We start from the raw sequence: 21,318 nt of genomic DNA on the forward strand, positions 1-21,318 counted from the left end.
TCCTGCTTGGTGTCGATTACCGGCAATCCGGTTTTGCGCATCAGGCAATGGCAACGGTGTTCCACCAATCCGTTGCTAACTCCCCGCCCGATTGACCTTTGGTCCTATAGAAAGACTATGCGTTCAACAAGTGTCACGGATGAAATCTTCCGTGATCTCCCCGTTACGTAACCTTGTTTTTATTGCGGTATTCTGGTCGATCCCACAATTTTTCGCGCATTACACGCTCTAGCCTGCCCGCAGCCTCAAGCACATCGTCGATCCCGATATAGAGGGGCGTGAAGCCGAAACGCATCATGTCGGGCGCGCGGAAATCGCCGATCACACCTTGCGCAATCACCGCCTGCATCGCCGCATAGCCTTCGTGAAATCGGAACGAAACCTGACTGCCGCGCATGGCTGCATCGCGTGGGGTAACGAGTTCCAGATCAGGGCAGCGACGCTCGACCTCCTCGATGAAGCGGTCGCACAGCGCAATCGAGCGCGCCCTGAGCGCATGGAGATCGACGCCCTCCCATACTTCGAGCGCCGTATGAAGCGCTGCAAGCGACAGGATCGGCGGTGTGCCGACGCGCATACGGTCAATGCCCTTCGCGGGACGATATTCGAGGTCGAACGCAAATGGCGCATCATGCCCCATCCATCCGGCGAGTGATGGTTTCACACTGTCTGCAAGACCGGGCCGAACGTAAATGAAGGCAGGAGCGCCGGGGCCGCCATTCAAATATTTGTAGCCGCAGCCCACCGCGAAATCGACGCCGCAGCGCTCAAGTTCGACCGGCAGCGCGCCTGCAGAATGGCATAAATCCCAGATCGTAAGCACGCCCTTCGCCCGCGCCTTGGCGGTCAGCGCTTCCATGTCGTGCAAACGGCCTGTGCGATAATCGACCTGCGTGATCATCAGCACGGCGACTTCGTCGGTGATTGCGTCGGCAATTTCTTCCGGCGCGACTATCTTCAGCACATAGAACTTGTCGAGTGCGGCAAGTGCACCTTGCGCAACGTAAAGGTCGTTCGGAAAATTTCCGCTGTCGGAAAGCACGATCTTGCGTTCGCCTGCTGATTCAAGTGCAGCGGTCAACGCCTTGAAAAGATTGATGGACGTGGAATCCGACGCAATCACGCTTCCCGCAGGCGCGCCGATCAGTTTTGCAATACGGTCGCCGGTGGACGCCTGAAGGCCGATCCAATCGCGGTCGTTCCAGCCGCGGATCAGGCTCTTGCCCCAACCCTCATCGATCTCCGTCAACACCCGCTGGCGTGCGGCTTTCGGCAGAGGCCCAAGCGAGTTGCCATCCAGATAAACGATGCCTTCCGGCAGGTCGAACAGAGCCTTCGTGCGTTCAAATATGTCGATCGTCATCAGGCAGGGACTTTTTTCTTGAGAGCGAAGCGCTGGATTTTACCGGTTGCCGTCTTTGGCAGGGCTGTCACGAATTTGATCGAGCGCGGATATTTATAAGGCGCGATCGCATTCTTCACATGATCCTGCAACAGTTTGATCGTCAAAGCGTCGGGCGAAGCCTCGGCAACCAGCACGACATGCGCCTCAACGATCTGCCCGCGCTCCTCGTCAGGCGCGCCAATTACCGCGCATTCGCTGACGAGATCATGCGCCAGAAGTGCTGCCTCCACTTCCGGCCCGGCAATATTGTAGCCGGACGAGATAATCATATCGTCCGAGCGAGCCGCGAAGTGGAAATAGCCCTGCTCGTCCTGATAGAAGGCATCGCCCGTCAGGTTCCAGCCATCGCGGACGTATTTTTCCTGCCGGTCGTCTGCAAGATAGCGACAGCCGGTCGGGCCGCGAACCGCCAGCTTGCCGATTTCGCCGCGCGGCACCTCATTCATGTCGTCATCGACGATCTTCGCCTCATAGCCGCCAACCGGCCTGCCGGTTGAAGCCGGAGCCGAGTCCCCGAAGCGGTTCGAAATGAAGATATGCAGCATTTCGGTCGCACCTATGCCATCGAGCATCGGCTTGCCGGTCTTCTTCATCCAGGCGTCGTAGATCGGCGCAGGCAGAGTTTCGCCCGCCGAAACCGCAACGCGAAGCGAACTCAGGTCGGCGCCCTCCTCCATCGCATTCAGCATCACGCGGTAAGCGGTCGGCGCGGTAAAGCTGATCGTCGCCTTATAGGTCTCGATAATCTCGATCATCTTCGGCGGCGTCGCCTGTTCCAGAAGCGTTGCCGCCGCACCGAAACGCAGCGGGAAGATCGCCAGTCCGCCAAGGCCGAATGTGAAGGCCAGCGGCGGCGAACCAACGAAAATGTCGTCAGGCGTGACGGCCAGAACTTCCCTTGCGTACCCATCGGCGATGATCAGCAGATCGCGATGGAAATGCATCGTCGCCTTTGGCTCGCCGGTCGTGCCCGACGTGAAGCCCAGCAGCGCGACGTCATCGCTGGCGGTTGCGACCGCTTCGAATTTCACGGATTTGCCAAGTGCCACACGGTCGAGTTCAGCATCGTGATTGGCCGTGCCGTCAAAGCCGATGACCTGCTTCAGAAATTGGCTGGTCTTCGCGCAAGCGACTAGCTCATCCAGAATACGCGTGTCGCAGAGCGCCAGCGTGATTTCCGCCTTGTCTACCACCTGCGCCAGTTCGCCTGCGCGCAGCATCTGCATCGTGTTGACGACGACGGCACCAGCCTTCGTCGCGGCCAGCCAGCAGGCAACCATCGCCGGATTGTTGGCGGAGCGGATCAGCACGCGGTTGCCGGGCTTTACCCCATAATCTTCGACCAGCGCATGCGCGATGCGATTCGACCAGTCGGTCAGTTCTTTATAAGTGCGGCGGCGGCCATTGCCGATCAGCGCCGTGTGGTCGCCAAAGCCTTTGCCGACCATCGCATCGGTCAGTTCGACGCCTGCATTCAGGCGGTCTGGATAGTCGAACCCATCCAGCAGCAGGTCGGGCCATTGCTCGAGCGGCGGAAGGTTGTCGCGCGCGAAAGTGTCGGTATGGGCGGATGCTCCAAGCATGTCACCCTCCCGCAAGCGTTTGTCTGGCGATAATCACTTTCTGCACGTCCGAAGCCCCCTCATAGATTCTAAGTGCGCGAATTTCGCGATAGAGTTTTTCGACCACGCTTCCCTTGCGTACGCCATCGCCGCCATGGATCTGCACCGCCTTGTCGATGACGATTTGCGCGTGATCCGTGGCGTAGAGTTTTGCCATCGCCGCTTCCCGGCTGACGCGGGCGGCGCCCGAATCCTTCAGCCACGCGGCGCGGTAAACCAGAAGTGCCGCTGCATCGATGTCGAGTGCCATATCCGCGATATGCCCCTGCACCATCTGCAGATCGGCCAGCGGCGCGCCGAACAGATTGCGCGAGCGCGCCCGGTCCAACGTTTCGTCGAGCGCGCGCCGCGCAAAGCCGAGTGCAGCCGCGGCCACCGTCGAGCGGAAAACATCGAGCACCGACATGGCGATGCGGAACCCCTGCCCCGGCTGGCCGATCATCGCGCTTGCAGGCACGCGGCAGTTCTCGAATGACAGCCTGGCCAACGGATGGGGCGCGATGACTTCGAGCCGTTCGGCGATGTGCAAGCCTGGCGTATCGGCGGTTACTGCGAAAGCGGAAATGCCTTTTGCGCCCGGCAAATCCTCGCTTCGCGCGAAGACCGTGTAGAAATCCGCGATTCCGCCATTTGAAATCCACGTTTTCTCGCCGTTGAGCACGTAGAATTCGCCGTTTTTCTCAGCGGAAAGCTCAAGATTGGCGACATCGGAGCCGGATTTCGGCTCGCTCAACGCGAATGCCGAAAGCGCCTTTCCGGCGCGCGTCTTGGTCAGCCATTCGCTCTTTTGCACACCCGAACCGAAAAGCGACAGCGCGCCGGTTCCCAACCCCTGCATGGCGAATGCGAAATCGGCCAGCCCGTCATGGCGCGCCAGCGTTTCGCGGATGATGCACAGGCTGCGCACGTCGAGCGCGCTTGCGGCATCTTGCGGATCGACGGCGGAATGTTTCAGCCAGCCGCCTTCGCCAAGTTTAGCGACCAGTGCGCGGCAGGCGTCGTCGACATTGTCGTGATCGATATGGACGAGTTCCCTTTCGGCCCAGATTTCCAGTTCCGCCGACAATTTGCGGTGCCGGTCTTCGAAAAAGGGCCAGTCGAGGAAACTCTTATCCGCCATTTCAATCGCCCTTGAAAGCTGGTTTTTCGCGGGCGACGAAGGCATCGAAGGCGCGTTTGAAATCCGCGGTCTGCATGCAGATCGCCTGCGCTTGCGCCTCTGCCTCGATGGCCTGTTCGATGGACATGGACCATTCCTGATTGAGCATGGTCTTGGTCATCATGTGCCCGAAATTCGGGCCTTCGGCCAGGCGCTGCGCCAATTTCAGCGCTTCCGCATCCAGCGTTTCGGCCGAAACGACGCGGTTGAAGAAACCCCAGCGCTCGCCTTCCGCCGCATCCATCGAGCGGCCGGTGTAGAGCAATTCGGCAGCGCGGCCCTGTCCGATTATGCGCGGCAGGATCGCGCATGCGCCCATGTCGCATCCGGCAAGCCCAACACGCGTAAACAGAAATGCCGTTTTCGCTTCAGGTGCCGCGATGCGCAAATCGGACGCCATCGCGATGATCGCGCCCGCCCCGACGCAGACGCCGTCGATGGCCGCGATCACCGGCTTTCCGCAGCCCATGATCGCCTTGACCAGATCGCCGGTCATACGCGTAAAATTCAGGAGGCTCTTCATATCCATGTCGAGCAGCGGGCCGATAATGTCGTGCACATCGCCGCCGGAGCAGAAATTTCCGCCATTCGAGCCGAAAACGACGGCTTTGATGTCATCGGCATAGACCAGCGCGCGAAACGTATCGCGCAGCTCAGCGTAGCTTTCGAAGGTCAGCGGGTTTTTGCGTTCCGGCCTGTCGAGCGTGATCGTGGCGATGCCATCCTTCGCGCTCCAGCGAAAATGCTTCGGCGCGTGGTTCGTCATATCAGTCATCGGCACCCTCCCGGCCCGTCAGTTTCGAAGACGCGCCGACCGTATCGAGTGCCGAGATGAGGCGATCGCAGGTTTCCTCCGACAGATCGTCGAGAATATTGGCGATCCATTCCGCATGGGCAGACGCCATGCGCGCGAACTCGTCGCGGCCCTTATTCGTCAGCCTGACTAGTGTTGCGCGCTTGTCGCCCGCCACCGGCACACGCAGCACCGCGCCATCGGCGACAAGCCGCTCGACAATGCCGGTTACATTGCCGTTCGAGACGCGAAGGGCTGCCGAAAGCTCGGTCATCTTCAGTCCGGTCTCGAAGCGATAGAGTGCTGCTAGAACGTCGAAGCGCGGCAGCGTCGTATCGAATTCGACCCGCAGGTTTTCGCGCACGGTCGCTTCCACCAGCCGCGTCGTTTTCAAAAGCCGCAGCCAGACCCGTAGGCGCTGGCGCTTCACATCGGCCTGGGCCGCATCGTCATTGGCGAGAAAATTCATATTTCGCCCCCTGATATGGAGATCGCCTGTCCGGTGACAGAACCTGCGTCCGGCCCGCAAAGCCAGAGCACGGTTCCAGCCACTTCTTCCGGGCGAATGAAGCGCCCTTGCGGGTTGCCCGACGACAAGGCTTTCATCGCGTATTCGCGGCTTTTGCCGGTTTTTTCGATGATGTTTTCGATGGATCGTTCCAGCATCGGCGTTTCGGTGAAGCTCGGGCAGATCGCGTTGACGGTAAGCCCAGTAGTCGCAACCTCATGCGCGAGCGCGCGCACAAGCCCGACAACGCCATGTTTTGCGGCGGTGTAAGCCGACATATAGGAATAGCCCTTGAGGCCAGCCGTCGAGGCAATCGCGATAAGCCTGCCATTGGGGTTTGTCTTCATCAGCGGCATTGCGGCCTGAAAGGTGAGGAACACACCGGTCAGGTTGACGTCCAGCATGCGCTGCCAGAGATCGCGGTCGGTGCGATGGAAGGGCGCGCTTTCGGCGGCACCCGCATTAGCGATCACGATGTCGGGCGCACCGCCCTTGGCGATTTCCGCGAACATTTCGCGCAATGAATCTTCTTTGGTTACATCTGCAACTATTGGCGAAATCCGTTCCGAACGCGCCGAAATCTCTTCGAGTGCAGACGCCCGGCGCCCTGAAACGAACACCTCCGCACCGGCTTCCGCAAGCGCCAAAGCGATAGCCGCGCCTAGACCGGAGCCGCCGCCCGTCACCAATGCGCGTTTTCCTTCGAGTGTCATACGGCACGCTCCTTGGTTGCATCCGAACGCTCGGCAAGCCTGCGAAGCTGATCCCGGCCCGGCAGATAGGGCAGCGGCCATTCCTCTTGCTGGTCGCCAAGCGTGGCAGCCGCATGAAGCGTCCAGTACGGGTTAGACAGATGCGGCCTTGCGAGACAGACGAGATCGGCACGACCGGCAAGCAGGATCGAATTGGCATGATCCGGCTCGAATATGTTGCCGACAGCCATCGTCGCCATGCCTGTTTCATTTCGAATGCGATCTGAAAACGGCGTCTGGAACATGCGGCCATAGACAGGCCGCGCATTGATCGAGGTCTGGCCTGCCGACACGTCGCAAATATCGACACCTGCCTCCTGAAGCATCCGCGCGATTTCGACTGCTTCTTCAGGCGTCACGCCCTCATCGCCCACCCAGTCATTGGCGGAGATACGAACGGCAATCGGCTTGTGGCTTGGCCAGACTTCGCGAACCGCCTGAAAGATTTCCAAGGGGTAGCGCATGCGGTTTTCGAGCGAGCCGCCATATTCGTCGGTGCGATTGTTGGTCAGCGGCGTGATGAAGGACGACAGCAGATAGCCATGCGCGGCGTGGATTTCCAGCATGTCGAAACCGGCGCGGTCAGCCATTTCGGCGGAAGCGACGAATTGATCGCGCACCATATCCATCTCGCTGCGACCCATCGCCTTCGGCGTCTGGTTCTTCGGCGACCAAGGGCGCTCGGATGATGAAAGCAGCGGCCAATTGCCATCTTCTAACGGAAGATCAGACCCTTCCCAGCCAAGCCCTGTCGAGCCTTTGCGGCCTGCATGGCCGATCTGGCAGCAAATTTTGGCGGAGGTCTCGGCATGCACGAAATCGACGATGCGCTTCCACGCAACCTCATGTTCCGGCGCATAAAGCCCCGGACAGCCCCGCGTGATGCGGCCTTCCGGGCTGACGCATGTCATTTCGACATAGACCAGCCCCGCCCCGCCCTTTGCGCGCTCGGAATAATGCACCAGATGCCAGTCGGTCGGCGTGCCATCGACGGCTTTGTACTGCGCCATCGGCGAAACGACGATGCGGTTCTTCAACTCCATATCGCGCAGTTTGAAGGGTGCGAACATCGGCGCGCGGCGCGTTCCCTGCGCAGCACCCGCCGCCTCCTGAAACCAGCGCTCAGCACTTTCCAGCCATTTCTGATCGCGCAGGCGCAGATTTTCATGGCTTATGCGCTGCGAGCGGGTGAGCAGCGAATAGTTGAACTGCACCGGATCGAGATCGAAGTAACGCTCGACGTCCTCGAACCATTCCAGCGAATTGCGCGCCGCCGATTGCAGCTTGAGCACTTCCGTCCGCCGTTCGTCCTCATAGCGCTCGAATGCGCGCTCCAGCGACTTTTCCTTGTAAACCAGATCGGCAAGAGCAATCGCGCTTTCCAGCGCCAGCTTGGTGCCGGAGCCGATGGAGAAATGCGCGGTCGCTGCCGCATCACCCAGAAGTGCGATGTTGCGATAGGACCAGCGCTTACAAAGCACACGCGGGAAATTAAGCCAGGCCGAACCGCGAATATGGGTGGCGTTTGTCATCAGATCGTGACCGCCGAGGTGCCTGGCGAAAATGCGCTGGCAGGTCTCGATGCTTTCCTGCTGGCTCATTTCGCCGAAGCCGAACTTCGCCCAGGTTTCCTCGCTGCATTCCACGATGAAAGTCGCGGTGTCATTGTCGAACTGGTAGGCATGCGCCCAGACCCAGCCGTGCTCGGTTTCCTCGAAAATGAAGGTGAATGCGTCGCCGAATTTCTGATGCGTGCCGAGCCAGACGAATTTGCATTTGCGGCTGTCGATGTCAGGTTCGAATTCGGCTTCGAACTCCTTGCGCGCCCGCGAGTTCAGCCCGTCTGCGGCGACAACCAGATCATATTGCGAGGCGTAATCCGCAACGCTTTCGACATTCGTCTCGAAGCGAAGCTCGACGCCGAGCTCGCGCGCCCTCTCCTGCAACAGCATCAACAGCTTCTTGCGGCCGATGCCGCAGAAGCCATGGCCGGTCGAAACCGTCTTCGTGTCTTTGAAATGAACGGCGATGTCGTCCCAATAGGCAAAATGCGAGCGGATGGACGCCGCGCTGACCGCGTCGTTTTCAGCCAGATTGTCGAGGGTCTCGTCGGAAAGGACCACGCCCCAGCCGAATGTATCGTCCGGCTTGTTGCGCTCGATGACGGTGATCTGCGAATCCGGGTCGCGCAGCTTCATGCTGATGGCGAAGTAGAGCCCAGCCGGACCACCTCCCAAACAAGCGATCTTCATGTCGCGTCTCCCTCTTGTTGCGTGAAGGATTGCACCCAAGCAGAATAATTTCAAGCTTGAAATTTCATGCTTGAAATTAATGTATGCGACTTGAAATTGTCAGCGGGGCTGGCGATGGTGCATGATCTCAAGCAGGATTGCCCCATGCCGGAAACCAAAGACTGGAACGACGCCTTCACGAACGGCGCCTACATTGCCGATGGCAGTGCCTATCCCGCTAAATGGTCTGTGCTTGCGGCGGAATTCAGGGAAAAGGCCGCATCCGCAAACCGTCTTCGCGCTAATATCTCCTACGGCCCGCATGAGCGCAACCGCTACGATCTCTATCTGCCGGAGGGCTTGCCCAAGGGTCTGGCCATCATCGTTCACGGTGGATATTGGCTGGCATTCGATAAATCATACTGGTCGCATCTGGCCGCAGGTCCGCTCGCACACGGCTTTACCGTCGCCATGCCTTCCTATGTGCTAAGCCCCGAAGCGAAGATTTCCGGGATCACCACGCAGATCGGCGCAGCCATTACCGCAGCCGCCGGAGAGATCGACGGGCCTATCCACACGATCGGACACTCGGCAGGCGGGCAGATGGTAACGCGGATGGTCTCACGTAGCTCGCCGCTTTCGAACAACGTTCTCGCGCGGATTAAAAAGACCGTATCGCTTTCCGGCCTTCACGATCTGCGCCCCCTCATGAAGACGAGCATGAATGAAAAATTCGGCTTGGATATTGAGGCGGCGCGCAGTGAGAGCCCTGCCCTGCTCGAGCCTGTGGATGGCATCGACGTAACGTGCTGGGTAGGCGCGGATGAGCGGCCGGAATTCCTGCGCCAGAACGCGCTTCTGGCAAATGCCTGGAGCGGTTTCGACATCGCAATATCATCTGTCGAAGAAGAAGGCCGCCACCACTACGATATCATCGACGGTCTGATGGACCCCGAACACAGGCTGGTGAAAACGCTGCTTGCCCTGTAAGACCTGAACAATGGAGCGAAGGCCGTGAGATTTTGAATCATGGCCGCGCTCCAACATATTGATTTTACATGCATCGGAGGTCGTGATGAGAGCCGTGTTCGTTCAACTGCAATGCCAGCCCGGCAAGACATACGATGTGGCCGACGAGATTTTCGAGCGCGAGGTCGCGTCAGAGCTTTATTCGACCAGCGGCGAGTATGATCTGATGATGAAAATCTATATCGAGGACGGCGTCGATGTGGGCAAGTTCATCAATGAGAAGGTCGCGAATGTGCCTGGGATTGTGCGTTCGCTGACGACGCTGACGTTCAAGGCGTTTTGAGGCGCTAAGCCTTGCGATCAGCCCGGCGCGCGGCCACGTAGCGCATTGCCATAACCCGGCGGCGCCAGATCTCGTTGCGCATCGCCATCAGATGCAGCGTGAAAAACAGCATCGTAAAGCCCAGCGCCGAGATCAGCAGCGGCCACAGCAGGCTCGGATGGATCGTCGGGCCGTCGAGACGGAACACAGATGCGGGCTGATGCAGCGTGTTCCACCAATCGACCGAGAATTTGATGATCGGGATGTTGACCGAGCCGACCAGCGTGATGATCGCGGCAGCTCGGGCCGAGCGCGACGGATCGTCGAGCGCGCGCGTCAGCGCGATCAGGCCGAGATACATGATGAACAGCACGAAGACCGATGTCAGGCGCGCGTCCCAAACCCACCATGTTCCCCACATGGGCTTGCCCCAGATCGAGCCTGTGAGCAGCGCGAGTGCGGTGAATACCGCGCCGATCGGTGCTGCGGCTTTCAGCGACACATCCGCCAGCGGATGGCGCCAGACGAGCGTGCCGATGGCCGAGATCGCCATCAGGCCGTAGCACATCATGGCGATCCAGGCGAAAGGCACATGGATGTACATGATGCGGACGGTTATGCCCTGCTGATAATCTTCGGGAGCTGCGAAAGCCAGATAAAGCCCGGTGGCGAGCAGAAGCGCCGTGATGGCCCAAAGCCATGGCAAAAGCGTCTGCGCCAACGCCAGAAAGCGCGTCGGGTTTGCAAGATCGGCAAAGCGGCTGCGCCGCGCTGTCGTATCACTCATGGGGCTTCAACATGATCATCCGGCCAGTACATAAAGCCTGACCGGATGCTTCGCAATGGCGTTGACGGGTTAGTGAAACCTCATCAGGCCGCGTGAACAAGCGACGGACCGATGCGCTCTTTTTCCTCGTCGGCAACCAGACCGCCGGCGCGCAGCAGTGCGGTGAAACGGCCGCCCTTTTCCGACAATTCATCGAAGCCGCCCATTTCGACGATGCGGCCCTTGTCCATGAACAGGACGAGGTCGGCATCGCGTACGGTGCCCAGACGGTGAGCGATGATGAAGGTGGTGCGGTTTGCGCGCACACCGTCGATCGCTTCCTTGACGCGCGATTCTGTCTCGACGTCGAGCGCGCTCGTCGCCTCGTCGAGCACGAGGATCGGCGAGTTTTTCAGAATCGCACGAGCAATCGCGATACGCTGACGCTCACCGCCCGAAAGCTGGCCGCCACGCTCGCCAACCACGGTATCGTAGCCATGGCTCTTGTTCAGGATGAAATCCTGAGCGGCAGCGGCCTTTGCAGCCGAATGAATCTCGTCATAGGTCGCTTCGTCGCGGCCGACACGGATGTTCTGTTCGATGGAGCGGTCGAGCAGACCGGCATCCTGGAACACCGTCGCGATCGAATGACGGAGCGACTTGCGGCTGACCGTCTTCGTATTGATACCGTCGATGAGGATGCGGCCTGACTGTGGCGTGAACACACGCTGGAGAAGGTTGATGAGCGTCGTCTTGCCGGCACCCGTGGGGCCAACGATAGCAACCGTCTGACCGGCGCGAACCTCGAACGACACGTCGGCAACGCCCTGACCCGAATTCGGGAACTCGAAGTTCACTTCCTCGAAGCGAATGTCGCCGCGAACGCCTTCCAGATCGACAAGACCTTCCGGCTCGACGCGCTCGGCAACCGCATCTTCGAGCTTGTAGAAATTCTCAAGCTTGGCGCGCCCTTCGAAAATCTGATTCACGAACTGCGTGATCTGGTCGAGACGCGAGATGAGAAGCTGCGCGAAGCCGATAAAGGCAACCACATCGCCAACACGAAGCTGGCCGCGCGAAACGAGAAGCGCACCGATCATCAAAACGACCATCATGGAAATCGTCGAAGCAAGGCGGTTCAGCGCGCTTGCAAGCGCCCACCAGTCGAGAACCGGATACTGCGCATCGATAAGCTTGCGGACGAGGGCCTTGAGGGCCTGCGTCTCGATACCGATTCGATTGTAGCTCTGAATGACGGAAACGTTGCTGACCGAGTCGGAGACATGCGCGAAGACCGTGCGGTAATGGCCTTCGACATCTGCCTGCCCCTGCTTCGTCTTGCGCATGACCAAACGGCCAACGACGATGTAAAGCACGCCAAGCGTCAGCAGGACGATCGACATACGCAAATCCATGGAAATCGCGGTAGGGATCAGCAGAAGCAGCGCCACAGCGGTCGTGAGATGCTGGCGCATGAACTCAAGCCACATCGTGAACAGCGTTTCCACTGCACGGATAAGGGTCTGAAGCGTGTTCGAGGTGCCGTTCTCATGATGCCATGCCAGCGGCATCGTCACCGTCTTTTCGTAGGATTCGCACAGCACTTCGGCGCGCCTTGCGTGAGCAAAGCGGTCCGCGCTGCGGGCAATCAGAACGAATGCGACGATGTTGAACGCGCCAAGGCCCGCCCACGTCGCCAATTGCATGGTCACATTAGCGCGCTCGGAAATGGCGTCGATGATGCGGCCAAACAGAATTGGCTCGGCGATCGTGACGATCGCGAGGACAATGTTGGCGGAGCAAATGAACGCTACTTTACGCTTTTCGGCTCCAAGATACCGGAGAGCTCTCCAGTAAATTTCAAGCAAAGACACCTAATTACTCCGCCTAGGCAACACGGCGGGCACGTTTGTGCACCGCAACATCGCTAACAAATATCTCTTACCTATGGCCAAAACAATGCACCGAAGGGGTATCTGTTCCGATTTTTTATACAAAACATCGCTACGGGCGTTAACGTGGCGTGATATCTAACCAGTTGAGAAGAAAGGAAAAATGGCGACCGCGCGGCAGAACGAAGGCAAGCCGCGCGGTGTAAAGTCCGCCAAAGGGCCGGATTCCTACTCTGGAATCATGACTTGGACGGAAACGTTCTTCTTTTTGCCGAGCGGAATCCCGTCATTTGCGGCAGCTTTTCCGTCTATCGATACCGATGTTTCCCTCGTCCCGGCTTTGCGCTCAACGGCAATTTTATACTCGCAACCGTCGATCCTGATCGTGGCGGAATAGCCTTTCCAGTCGGAAGGGATCTTCGGATCGAGGAGCAGACGGTTGCCCTTTCGCTCGATGCCCAGAATACCCTCGACAGCGGCGCGATAGAGCCATCCGGCAGAACCCGTATACCAGGTCCAGCCGCCGCGGCCGCCCTTCGGCTGCCCGGAATAGATGTCGGCGGCAACGACATAAGGCTCGACGCGGTACTGTTCGGCAGCCTTCTGGTCCAGCGCGTGCTGGACAGGGTTCAGCATGCTGAAGCAGCGATAGGCGTCGTCAGTCTTGCCCAATCTGGCCAAAGCGATGACGAACCATGTTGCAGCATGGGTGTATTGCCCGCCATTTTCGCGAACGCCCGGCGGATAGCTCTTGATGTAGCCGGGATCCTTATCCGTATTCGAAAAAGGCGGCGTGAAGAGTTTTACGATCTTCAATTCATCATCGACCAATTCCTCCATTACGGAGTTCATGGCTTTCAGCGCCCGCTCGGGATCGCCTTCACCGGAAAGAACACTCCAGGACTGAGCGATGGAATCGATCCGGCATTCATCGGAAAGATGCGAGCCCAGCGGCGTGCCGTCGTCGAAGCTGCCGCGCCGGTACCAGTCGCCGTCCCATGCGGTGGCTTCCAGCGCTTTCTTGAGCGCCTTTGCGTGGCTCTCCCAGGCCTTGGCGCGCTTCGCATCGCCTTGTGCCTGCGCAATCGGAATGAAATCGCGCAACGTGCCGAGCAGGAACCAGCCGAGCCATACACTCTCGCCCTTACCGCCCTCGCCGACGCGGTTCATGCCGTCGTTCCAGTCTCCGCCCAGAATGAGCGGCAGGCCACCTTCGCTCGTACGCTTGATTGCGAGGTCGAGCGCCAGCGCGCAATGCTCGTAGAGCGTGCCGCTTTTGTCCGAAACCTCCGGCGTAAAGAAAGCATCATGCGCGCCCTCTTCCAGAAGCGGACCCTTGATGAAGGGGATTTCCGTCTTCAGGAAATCCGCATCTCCGGTCACTTCGACATAGCGCGCCGCGCCATAAGCCAGCCACACGACATCGTCGGAAATCATCGTGCGAACGCCTGCATCCGTGCGCGGCAGCCACCAATGCTGCACATCGCCCTCAAGGAACTGGCGCTTTGCAGCGTTGACGATCTGATCTCGCGCCAAGGACGGATCGTGCATAAGCAGCGAAAGCGTATCTTGAAGCTGATCGCGGAAGCCGAACGCACCGCTTGCCTGATAAAAGGCCGAGCGCGCCTGAATACGGCAGGCAAGGCTTTGATAGGGCAGCCAATGATTGACCATCGCATCGAGCGATTTGTCGGGCGTCTCGACCTGAATCGTGTCGAGGAAACCGCGCCATTTCTGCTCGTTTTCGACAAGACGCTCATCGAATGAACGCTCGCGGTGACGCGTCACCAATTCGCGCACTTCATCCGTAGAGCCTGCGTCGCCCAGCAACCAGATCAGCGAGATTTCGCCGCCTGCCGGTATCTCGACATCGCGCGCGATTGCCGCGCACGGATCGGTTCCGGCCTCGAGCTTGCCCGAAAGTGCAGCACCGTTAACCACCGCATGGGGCGCCTCGACGCTGCCGTGCTGGCCAAGAAACTCCTGACGGTCGGAGGTGATGCTTTCTTCGCCGCCCTCGCCTGCAAGGAAGGCAATGCGCTCGGCAAAATCCATCCCGAACGGATTGCTGGCCAGAACCGCACCCGTTTTCTCGTCTTTTGACGGAAGGATCGTGGCCGCCGTTCTCGCACGGTTGTTGCCGAGCACCCATTCCGCGTAGGCGTAAATGCGCAGCTTTGCCGCCATCGGTGCGGAGTTCTTCAGCGTCAGACGCGAAATCTTGACGGAATCTTCCGTGTCCACAAGCTGCGTCAGTTCGGCTGAAACAGTACCGCGCTTGGCACTGAAGGTGCTGACGCCCTGCCCGTGACGCGCCTCATAGACCACCGACGGATCGCGCAGAACCGCCGCGAAAGGCGAGAAGCTTTTGCCGCTCGTGTGATCGTAGATATAGATCGACTCGCCCGGCCGGTTGGTGACAGGATCGTTGGACCACGGCGTCAACTGGAAGTCGCGGCTGTTGCGGCTCCATGTGAAGGACGCGCCTTCCGCCGATGTGTGGAAGCCGAATGCAGCGTTGGAAATCACATTGATCCAGGGCTGCGGCGTCGAGCGATTGCCGGTCAGGCGCACGACATAGTCGCGTCCGTCGCGGTCAAAACCACCGAACCCGTTCCAGAACTCAAGGTCGCCGCCATCCGCCGGCTTCGCATCATAGGATGCAACGGCAACCGCTGTTGCTTCCTTCGGCGCTGCGGGATCTGCCGCAATCAGTGCCTGCGCATCGCGACTTTGCAATGCGGCCGCCTCGGCACGTTCGATCTGATCGAAGATCGTGCCATTTCTCGTATGCAGCGCAATCCGCGCCACCGCGAGCAGCGTCTTGTAGGAATCGTCGTCCATCAGATCGCGGCGAACGGCGAAAATATGCTGCCGCGGGCCTAGCTCATTGCCGCGCAGGCGGCTGTTTTCGCAAAGCGATTCAATAGCCTGCTGGAGATCCTGCACGTAGGACGAGGCCTGCTCATTGACGATGACCAGATCGACCAGCAGGCCCCGCGCGCGCATATATTCCTGGAAGCGCAGCGATTGCGCGACGATCTCGATGTCCGCAACGTCGCTGATGCGCACCGCAAAGATCGGGAAATCGCCAGAAATGCTCATCGGCCAAAGCGTCGATTGGCGTCCAAGCCCGCTCGAAATCGCATCCGCAGGCGAGCGCAGGAACGGGCTCGGGTAAAGCAGATAGCGTGCGAGCTTCTGGACATTCGCCGCATCAGTCAGGCTCAAGCCCAGATGACGGGTCTGAACCTGCGAGCGGGTCCATGACAGAACGGTCTGGCGCGAGAAGCTTTCGGCATGGTCGAGAAGATTGATCTCGTCTTCCAGTTCCTGCCGGTTCGCACCGACAACGGTCCAGAAAGTCAGCGAAATCTTCTTGTTGGCCGGAACGCGCACGCGGCAACGCAGCGCCATGACCGGATCGAGAACGAAACCGGCATTGCCGCCAAGCTTTGTATTCTTGTCGAATGCAGCCGCATTGGCGATCGTGCGGCCACGTCCGATGAAGGCGCGGCGGTCGGTTTCGGCTTCCACATCGCGCGGCAGGCCAGAAGCATCCGTCACGAAATGCGCAAGGCCGATGTCGGGTTCGCTATCGTCGCGCTTGCGGCGATTGGCGAAAATGATGTTGCGGTTGGGAGAAATCTCCGTCTCGACGAACATTTTCGAAAATGCCGGATGCGAACTGTCCGAAACTTCGGGCGCAAGCACCAGCTCGGCATAGGAGGTGACTTCGATGTGCCGATCCGTATTGCCCTCGTTCCAAAGGGTAACGCGACGGCCCTCGCCGTTTCCTTCCGAAACAACGATGCAATCGACTTCCGAGCGCAGGGTGCCGACCGACTTGGCGAAGGTCGCCTTGTCGTCCGAAAACAGGACCTGCGTCTGTTCTTTCTCGGCGCGTTTCGGCTCGGCGGTCGCCGACCACCAATCGCCCGTTTCCGTGTCGCGCAGGAACAGGAACGTGCCCATCCGGTCTTCCGTCGGGTCCGGCTGCCAGCGCGTAACGGCAAGATCGTTCCATAGGCTGTAGCCGGTGCCGGTGGAGGTGACCATGACCGAATAGCGGCCATTCGACATGAGGTTGGTTTCGCGCAGCGCCCGCAACGGGTTGAGAACAGCGCGAATGTCCGGGCTTTGCTCGACGACTTCCGCCTTGCTCCGCTCCTCGACTTCAGTGCGCACGACTGCGACCGGAATGTCGCGCGGCGCTTTTTCCTGAAGCAGAAGTTCCGCCGACTCGATCACCGGATCGCTGTGGAAACGGTCGCGCATACGTCCTTCGAAGATCGCATTTGCAATCGCGACAATCGACATGCCCTGATGGTGCGCATAATAATTGTAGACGATCGCATGGTCGGAACCTTCCGGCACACGCTGCGGCGTGAAATCCACGGCGTCATGATAGCCGTAGCGGCCAAGCGCACCGATACTGTCCAGACGTTCGAGATTTTCGACCGCCTCTTCGGGCATGAACTGCGCAGCCAGGATCGTAGCGTAAGGCGCGATGACCGTATTCTGGCTAAGCCCGCGCTTGAGACCCAGACCCGGCACACCGAAATTGGTGTACTGGTAGGTCATCTCGCGGTCGCGCGCATTGTATGCGGCTTCCGAAATACCCCACGGAATACGTTTCGAGCGGCCATATTGCATCTGGCGGCGGATGATGAGCTTGCTCGTCTGGTTGAGAATGCCGCCCTGCGGCTCCTTCATGACCAGCGGTGGCATGAGGTACTCGAACATTGAGCCCGACCATGACATCAACGCGCCCTGGAAACCGATTTCGACCAGCGGCCTGCCGAGACGGAACCAATGTTCGGTCGGCAGATCGCCCTTTGCCACGCCGAACAGGCTGGTTAGGCGCGCTTCGGAAGCGAGCAGATCGTAGCAGGCTTCGTCGAGTTGATGCTCGTCGACACGGTAGCCGATGGACAGAAGCTTGCGCTCCTGACGAAGCAGGAACGAGAAATCCATCTCGAAAGCATATTTGCGGGTGCGTTCGCGCAGCGCCAGCAGACGTTCGCGCAGCGTCTCGACGGATGTCTCATCGCTATGCGCATCATGCACATGCGCCTCGCTTGTCGCTTCCAGCTTGCCTGCCCAGATTGCGAGATTCTCGCTCTGCTGCGATTTCATTTCCGCATTGATCTGCGTTGCGAGCTTGCGGATTTCGCCTGCGAGCACTGCCAGATTGATGGTGCGGATCGACGCCATTTCCGGCTGCTTCTTGATGGAATCGACTGCGCGCTGCATGCCTTCCAGACGATCCTGAAGACGCTGGCGCAATGGGCGAAGCTGACGGCGGTCGTCGGGAAGTTCGTCCAGGCAATCTTCCAGCACGTAGACATTGTCGAGCAGGCCGTCGAAATCGCCCTGCAGATGCACCGAAGGCGCTTCGGCCCAATGCGCACAGGCGGCAGCAACCGCAACGAGGTGCCCGGCAAGATTGCCGCTATCGACCGCCGAAACGTAAAGCGGCTGCATCGGTGCAAGGTTCTTCGTCTCGTACCAGTTGAACAGATGGCCGCGATGGCGCTTCATCTGCTCCATCGTGGACATGGTCGCCTCGATGCGTGTCACCGCCTCCGACAAGCTGATCCAGCCGAAATCGCGGGCCGAAACGACCGACAGAAGATAGACGCCGATATTGGTCGGCGATGTGCGGTGCGCCACGACAGGAAGCGGTGTTTCCTGGAAATTGTCGGGCGGAAGCATGTTGTTTTCTTCGTCGACGAAAGTCTCGAAATAGAGCCATGTGCGACGTGCGATCTTGCGCAGCTTTACCGTGTCGGATTCGGACACGCGCAGGCGGTCCTCCGTCTCGGCAGAGCGGCTGACCAGCCATGCGAAAGCAGGCGAACCGGCCCAGAAAATGGCAAAGACGAAGGCCACGAATGCGCCGGTCGAATCCGCCATGACGGGTATCGCCAGGCCGATCACGGCGATGACCACCGCGCCGTACATCATGGAGTAGTATGCGCCCAGATCGTTGCCGCCGACCTTGTGGGCCTGCGAAGCGGTGCGCCACTCCAGCATGTGTTCGCGGCTGACGAACAGGCGATAGACGGTGCGGATAATCGCATCGCCCATCATCCAGGCGAGATGCGCCATAAGCACCGTTTTCAGCGCGACCATCGCAGTTCCGAAGGCCACGTCGCGCGCCAGTGCGGTGAAATGGCCCCGCGCCGTGCCGTCACCCGATTTCGGCAGAATGCCATGAACGATGTCGAAGGTCGGCGCCATGAACAGCGAAAGGATCAGCAGCGCCTGCCACTGCCCCGCCTGCGTCACGGGAAGGAAGGTCCAACCCGCAATCGCCGCCATGACCCAGAAAATCGGCGTGACCGAGCGGCGCAGATTGTCGATCATCTTCCAGCGCGAAAGTGCCGGAACGCCCGACTTCGGATCGAAAATGAAGCTCAGAAGCTGCCAGTCGCCACGCGCCCAGCGATGCTGGCGTGAAGCATCGACCGAATATCGGGTCGGGTAATCCTCGACCAATTCGACATCGGTAACGAGTGCGGCCCGCGAAAGCGCGCCTTCGAGCAGATCGTGGCTGAGGATCGTGTTTTCGGGAATGCGCTCCTTCAGCGCCGCTTCCATCGCGTCGATATGATAGAGGCCCTTGCCGGTGAACGAGCCTTCGCCATAGACGTCCTGATAGAGATCGGAGACGGCAAAGACATACGGGTCCATGCCGCGATTGGCCGAAAACACGCGCTGGAAGAACGAAGCTTCGTCGCCGGTCGTCAGCGAAGGCGTGACGCGCGGCTGCAAAATCGCATAGCCGGACGTGACCTTACGCGCCTTCTCGTCGAATTTCGGCTTGTTGAGCGGATGGCAGAGCTTGCCGACAAGACGCGTGACCGCGCCACGCGTCATCTTGGTATCCGCATCCATCGTCATCACATGGACGATTTTCGCCGGCAGCGGCACGTCCTGCGGCAGGAAAGTCGTGTCACGGTCGCCGCGCAGCAGAAGGTTCAGCTCATGCAGCTTGCCGCGCTTGCGCTCCCAGCCCATCCAGCATTTTTCGTTGTCATTATAGAGACGGCGGCGATGCAGAAGATAGAAACGCGGCGACCCGGCTTGCGGGTAGCGCTCGTTCAGCCGCGCCACTTCTGCGCGCGCATATTCCAGAATTTCCTTGTCGTCGCGGCTTTGCTCGACCTTGCTGTCCGGCCAATCCGAAAGCAGCGCGAAGTGAATTTCCCCGCCCATATTGGCAAGGTGATGAACTTCGAGATTGCGGACATTTTCGTCGATGTCGTCACGCGAACCGATCAGCGACGGCACCACGACCAATGTGCGTGCATCGGCCGGAATGCCCTTCTTGAACTCATAGCCGACAAGACGCGTCGGTTTGAGGAACAAAAGGACGACCGTATTGAAGAAGCCAAGCGCGCCCTCGCTTGCCGGAACGGCAAAAAGCAGCAGCATCAACGCGATAGCAGGCGTACTCAAACCCAGATTCGCAAGAGCGAACCCTGCCATCGAAACCAGGAATATCGTCAGCAGCGTAACCGGGATAACGATGCCCCAAAAATCCGTCTGGCTGAACGACCGGCGAAGCGCGAGCATGAAGCTCTGCTTGTAGCCTATCTCTTTTTCCAGTTCCTGACGCTGAGAGCCAATGAGGAAGAAACCGACATCGTTTTTTGTCGCCCCCTTGATCTCGCCGCGCGTGTCGTTCTCGTCCTGCACTTCCGCAGGTTCGAAACCGGCCATTTCGGTGGCGGCGACAGCAACCTCGTATTCGCTCTTTCCCGAACGGCGCGCCAGATCTTCGATCGCGGTGCGGTACTGATCGCGCGACTGGAAATCCAGATCGTCATAGCCAGTGCGCGCTCGAAGCAGCGAATCCACGCGGCTGACGGTTTCGAACCACTCCGGCCACTCGACGTCGTTGATGAGACGCAGGCCGCGAATGATGTTGCCGGTGGTGACATTGCCAGCCGACAGGGTCTGGTGTTCGCTGATGGTAATTTCTTCGGCGTCCGAGCCGGACTTCTCAAGTTCCTCCTCCAGCCAGACAAGCGCCTTGCCGGCATGCTGAGAGCCGTCACGAAGACGGTAGAGAAGCTGCGTTGCGAATGTCGTGTCGCGCGCATGCGCCGTATATTGCGCAAGGATCGTCTGACGGTCGGCACCATCGTCTTCCGAAAGCACCTTGTCGGCGACCTCGTTGGCGATCTGGCGCATTTCACGCGCGCGATTCACCCGAACGGCAAGCCTGCGGAGATTTTCGATCAGAACGAAACGCAGGAAGGAAGGCAACGCCCACAATTCGCCGATCTTGAGCGGGTCGACGCTCTGATAGCCTTCGACCAGAGCCTTGAACATGTGGTCGAAGACGGCGCTGTCGGAATGCGCGACGTAAAGCCAGGCGAGAACCAGGGCACGCGGCGCCTGCGTGCCGTCGGCCAGTTCCATCGTCGGAAGCTGTTTGTAAAAGCGGCGCGGCAGATCGCGCTTGACCTGGAAGATCGTCTCTTCGACGAGGTAATTATTGTCCAGCAACCATTGTGCGGCCGGCGTTATCGGCTCGCCGCGCGCCTGCGCTGCGTTGGTTGAGGTGTAGACTTCGAGGATTTTGGCTGCGTTATCGCGATTTCGCGCCTGAAAATCAAAGGATTCGAGCCCGTAAGAGGTTTTGACACCGTCTCTTGCAACCGCCTCGCCCAAAGCCCGCAATTTTTCAGCAGGGAGAAAGTTTGAACGGATAGGCTGTTCAGCCTGTGCCGGGAAAAGGGGAAGTGCGGTTTTGATCCGATCGGAATCGGCCTGAATATTCATGTAAATTTTTTTCCGTTATACATCGCCCGCGCAAAGCGGGACTTTGCGACGCGTGTTTTAAACCGTTCTAATGGCATTTGGTTGCACGGAAAATGAGGCT

The 21,318-nt window shown here is 59.3% G+C and carries 12 protein-coding genes; 2 read left to right on the forward strand and 10 right to left on the reverse strand.

All coding sequences use genetic code 11. The features are described from left to right. Positions 1-163: 163 nt before the first annotated feature. Genes kynU through ABFT80_RS07670 form a run of 7 tightly spaced genes read right to left on the reverse strand, consistent with a single transcriptional unit; the run spans position 164 to position 8,491 of the window. On the reverse strand, positions 164-1,363 hold the full coding sequence (gene kynU / locus ABFT80_RS07640; RefSeq protein WP_347971273.1) for a kynureninase: 1,200 nt from the start codon (positions 1,361-1,363) through the stop codon (positions 164-166). Next, positions 1,363-2,988, reverse strand: coding sequence for an AMP-binding protein (locus ABFT80_RS07645; protein WP_347971274.1), 1,626 nt, complete (start codon positions 2,986-2,988; stop codon positions 1,363-1,365). Before ABFT80_RS07645 ends, kynU begins: the two co-directional genes overlap by 1 nt. A 1-nt stretch (position 2,989) precedes the next feature. Continuing rightward, positions 2,990-4,147, reverse strand: a complete 1,158-nt coding sequence (locus tag ABFT80_RS07650) for an acyl-CoA dehydrogenase family protein (RefSeq protein ID WP_347971275.1) — start codon at positions 4,145-4,147, stop codon at positions 2,990-2,992. Position 4,148: 1 nt separating this feature from the next. Next, a complete protein-coding gene (locus tag ABFT80_RS07655) occupies positions 4,149-4,961 on the reverse strand; it encodes an enoyl-CoA hydratase family protein (protein WP_347971276.1) in 813 nt (270 codons plus the stop codon). Then, the gene (locus ABFT80_RS07660; protein WP_347971277.1) at positions 4,954-5,448 is read right to left on the reverse strand and encodes a MarR family winged helix-turn-helix transcriptional regulator; all 495 of its coding nucleotides are present in this window, start codon (positions 5,446-5,448) and stop codon (positions 4,954-4,956) included. The genes ABFT80_RS07655 and ABFT80_RS07660 overlap by 8 nt, the downstream gene beginning before the upstream one ends. Beyond that, entirely contained in the window at positions 5,445-6,200 is a 756-nt protein-coding gene (locus ABFT80_RS07665; RefSeq protein WP_347971278.1) for an SDR family NAD(P)-dependent oxidoreductase, read from the reverse strand. The genes ABFT80_RS07660 and ABFT80_RS07665 overlap by 4 nt, the downstream gene beginning before the upstream one ends. After that, positions 6,197-8,491 carry a bifunctional salicylyl-CoA 5-hydroxylase/oxidoreductase gene (locus ABFT80_RS07670; protein ID WP_347971279.1) on the reverse strand — a complete coding sequence of 765 codons (2,295 nt, stop codon included), beginning with the start codon at positions 8,489-8,491 and terminating at the stop codon, positions 6,197-6,199. The genes ABFT80_RS07665 and ABFT80_RS07670 overlap by 4 nt, the downstream gene beginning before the upstream one ends. Before the next feature lie 66 nt (positions 8,492-8,557). Here ABFT80_RS07670 and ABFT80_RS07675 point away from each other — a divergent pair, with 66 nt between their 5' ends. Together ABFT80_RS07675 and ABFT80_RS07680 are read left to right on the forward strand one after the other, a co-directional pair. After that, complete coding sequence (locus ABFT80_RS07675; protein ID WP_347971280.1) at positions 8,558-9,460, forward strand: alpha/beta hydrolase; 903 nt, start codon at positions 8,558-8,560, stop codon at positions 9,458-9,460. Positions 9,461-9,545: 85 nt separating this feature from the next. Continuing rightward, a complete protein-coding gene (locus tag ABFT80_RS07680; protein ID WP_347971281.1) occupies positions 9,546-9,782 on the forward strand; it encodes an Lrp/AsnC ligand binding domain-containing protein in 237 nt (78 codons plus the stop codon). Between the two features lie 4 nt (positions 9,783-9,786). On the opposite strand, the gene ABFT80_RS07685 is transcribed toward ABFT80_RS07680, so the two are convergent. From ABFT80_RS07685 to ABFT80_RS07695, 3 genes are all read right to left on the reverse strand, one after another. Then, positions 9,787-10,548, reverse strand: coding sequence for a heme ABC transporter permease (locus ABFT80_RS07685; RefSeq protein ID WP_347971282.1), 762 nt, complete (start codon positions 10,546-10,548; stop codon positions 9,787-9,789). Positions 10,549-10,631: 83 nt separating this feature from the next. Next, positions 10,632-12,401, reverse strand: coding sequence for a glucan ABC transporter ATP-binding protein/ permease (locus ABFT80_RS07690; protein WP_347971283.1), 1,770 nt, complete (start codon positions 12,399-12,401; stop codon positions 10,632-10,634). Positions 12,402-12,647: 246 nt separating this feature from the next. Further along, positions 12,648-21,218: a GH36-type glycosyl hydrolase domain-containing protein gene (locus ABFT80_RS07695; protein WP_347971284.1), complete on the reverse strand. Its 8,571-nt coding sequence runs from the start codon at positions 21,216-21,218 to the stop codon at positions 12,648-12,650. Between the last annotated feature and the right edge of the window lie 100 nt (positions 21,219-21,318).

The sequence above is a fragment of the Foliimonas ilicis genome (assembly GCF_039939195.1).
GTDB classification, from domain to species: domain Bacteria; phylum Pseudomonadota; class Alphaproteobacteria; order Rhizobiales; family Rhizobiaceae; genus Foliimonas; species Foliimonas ilicis.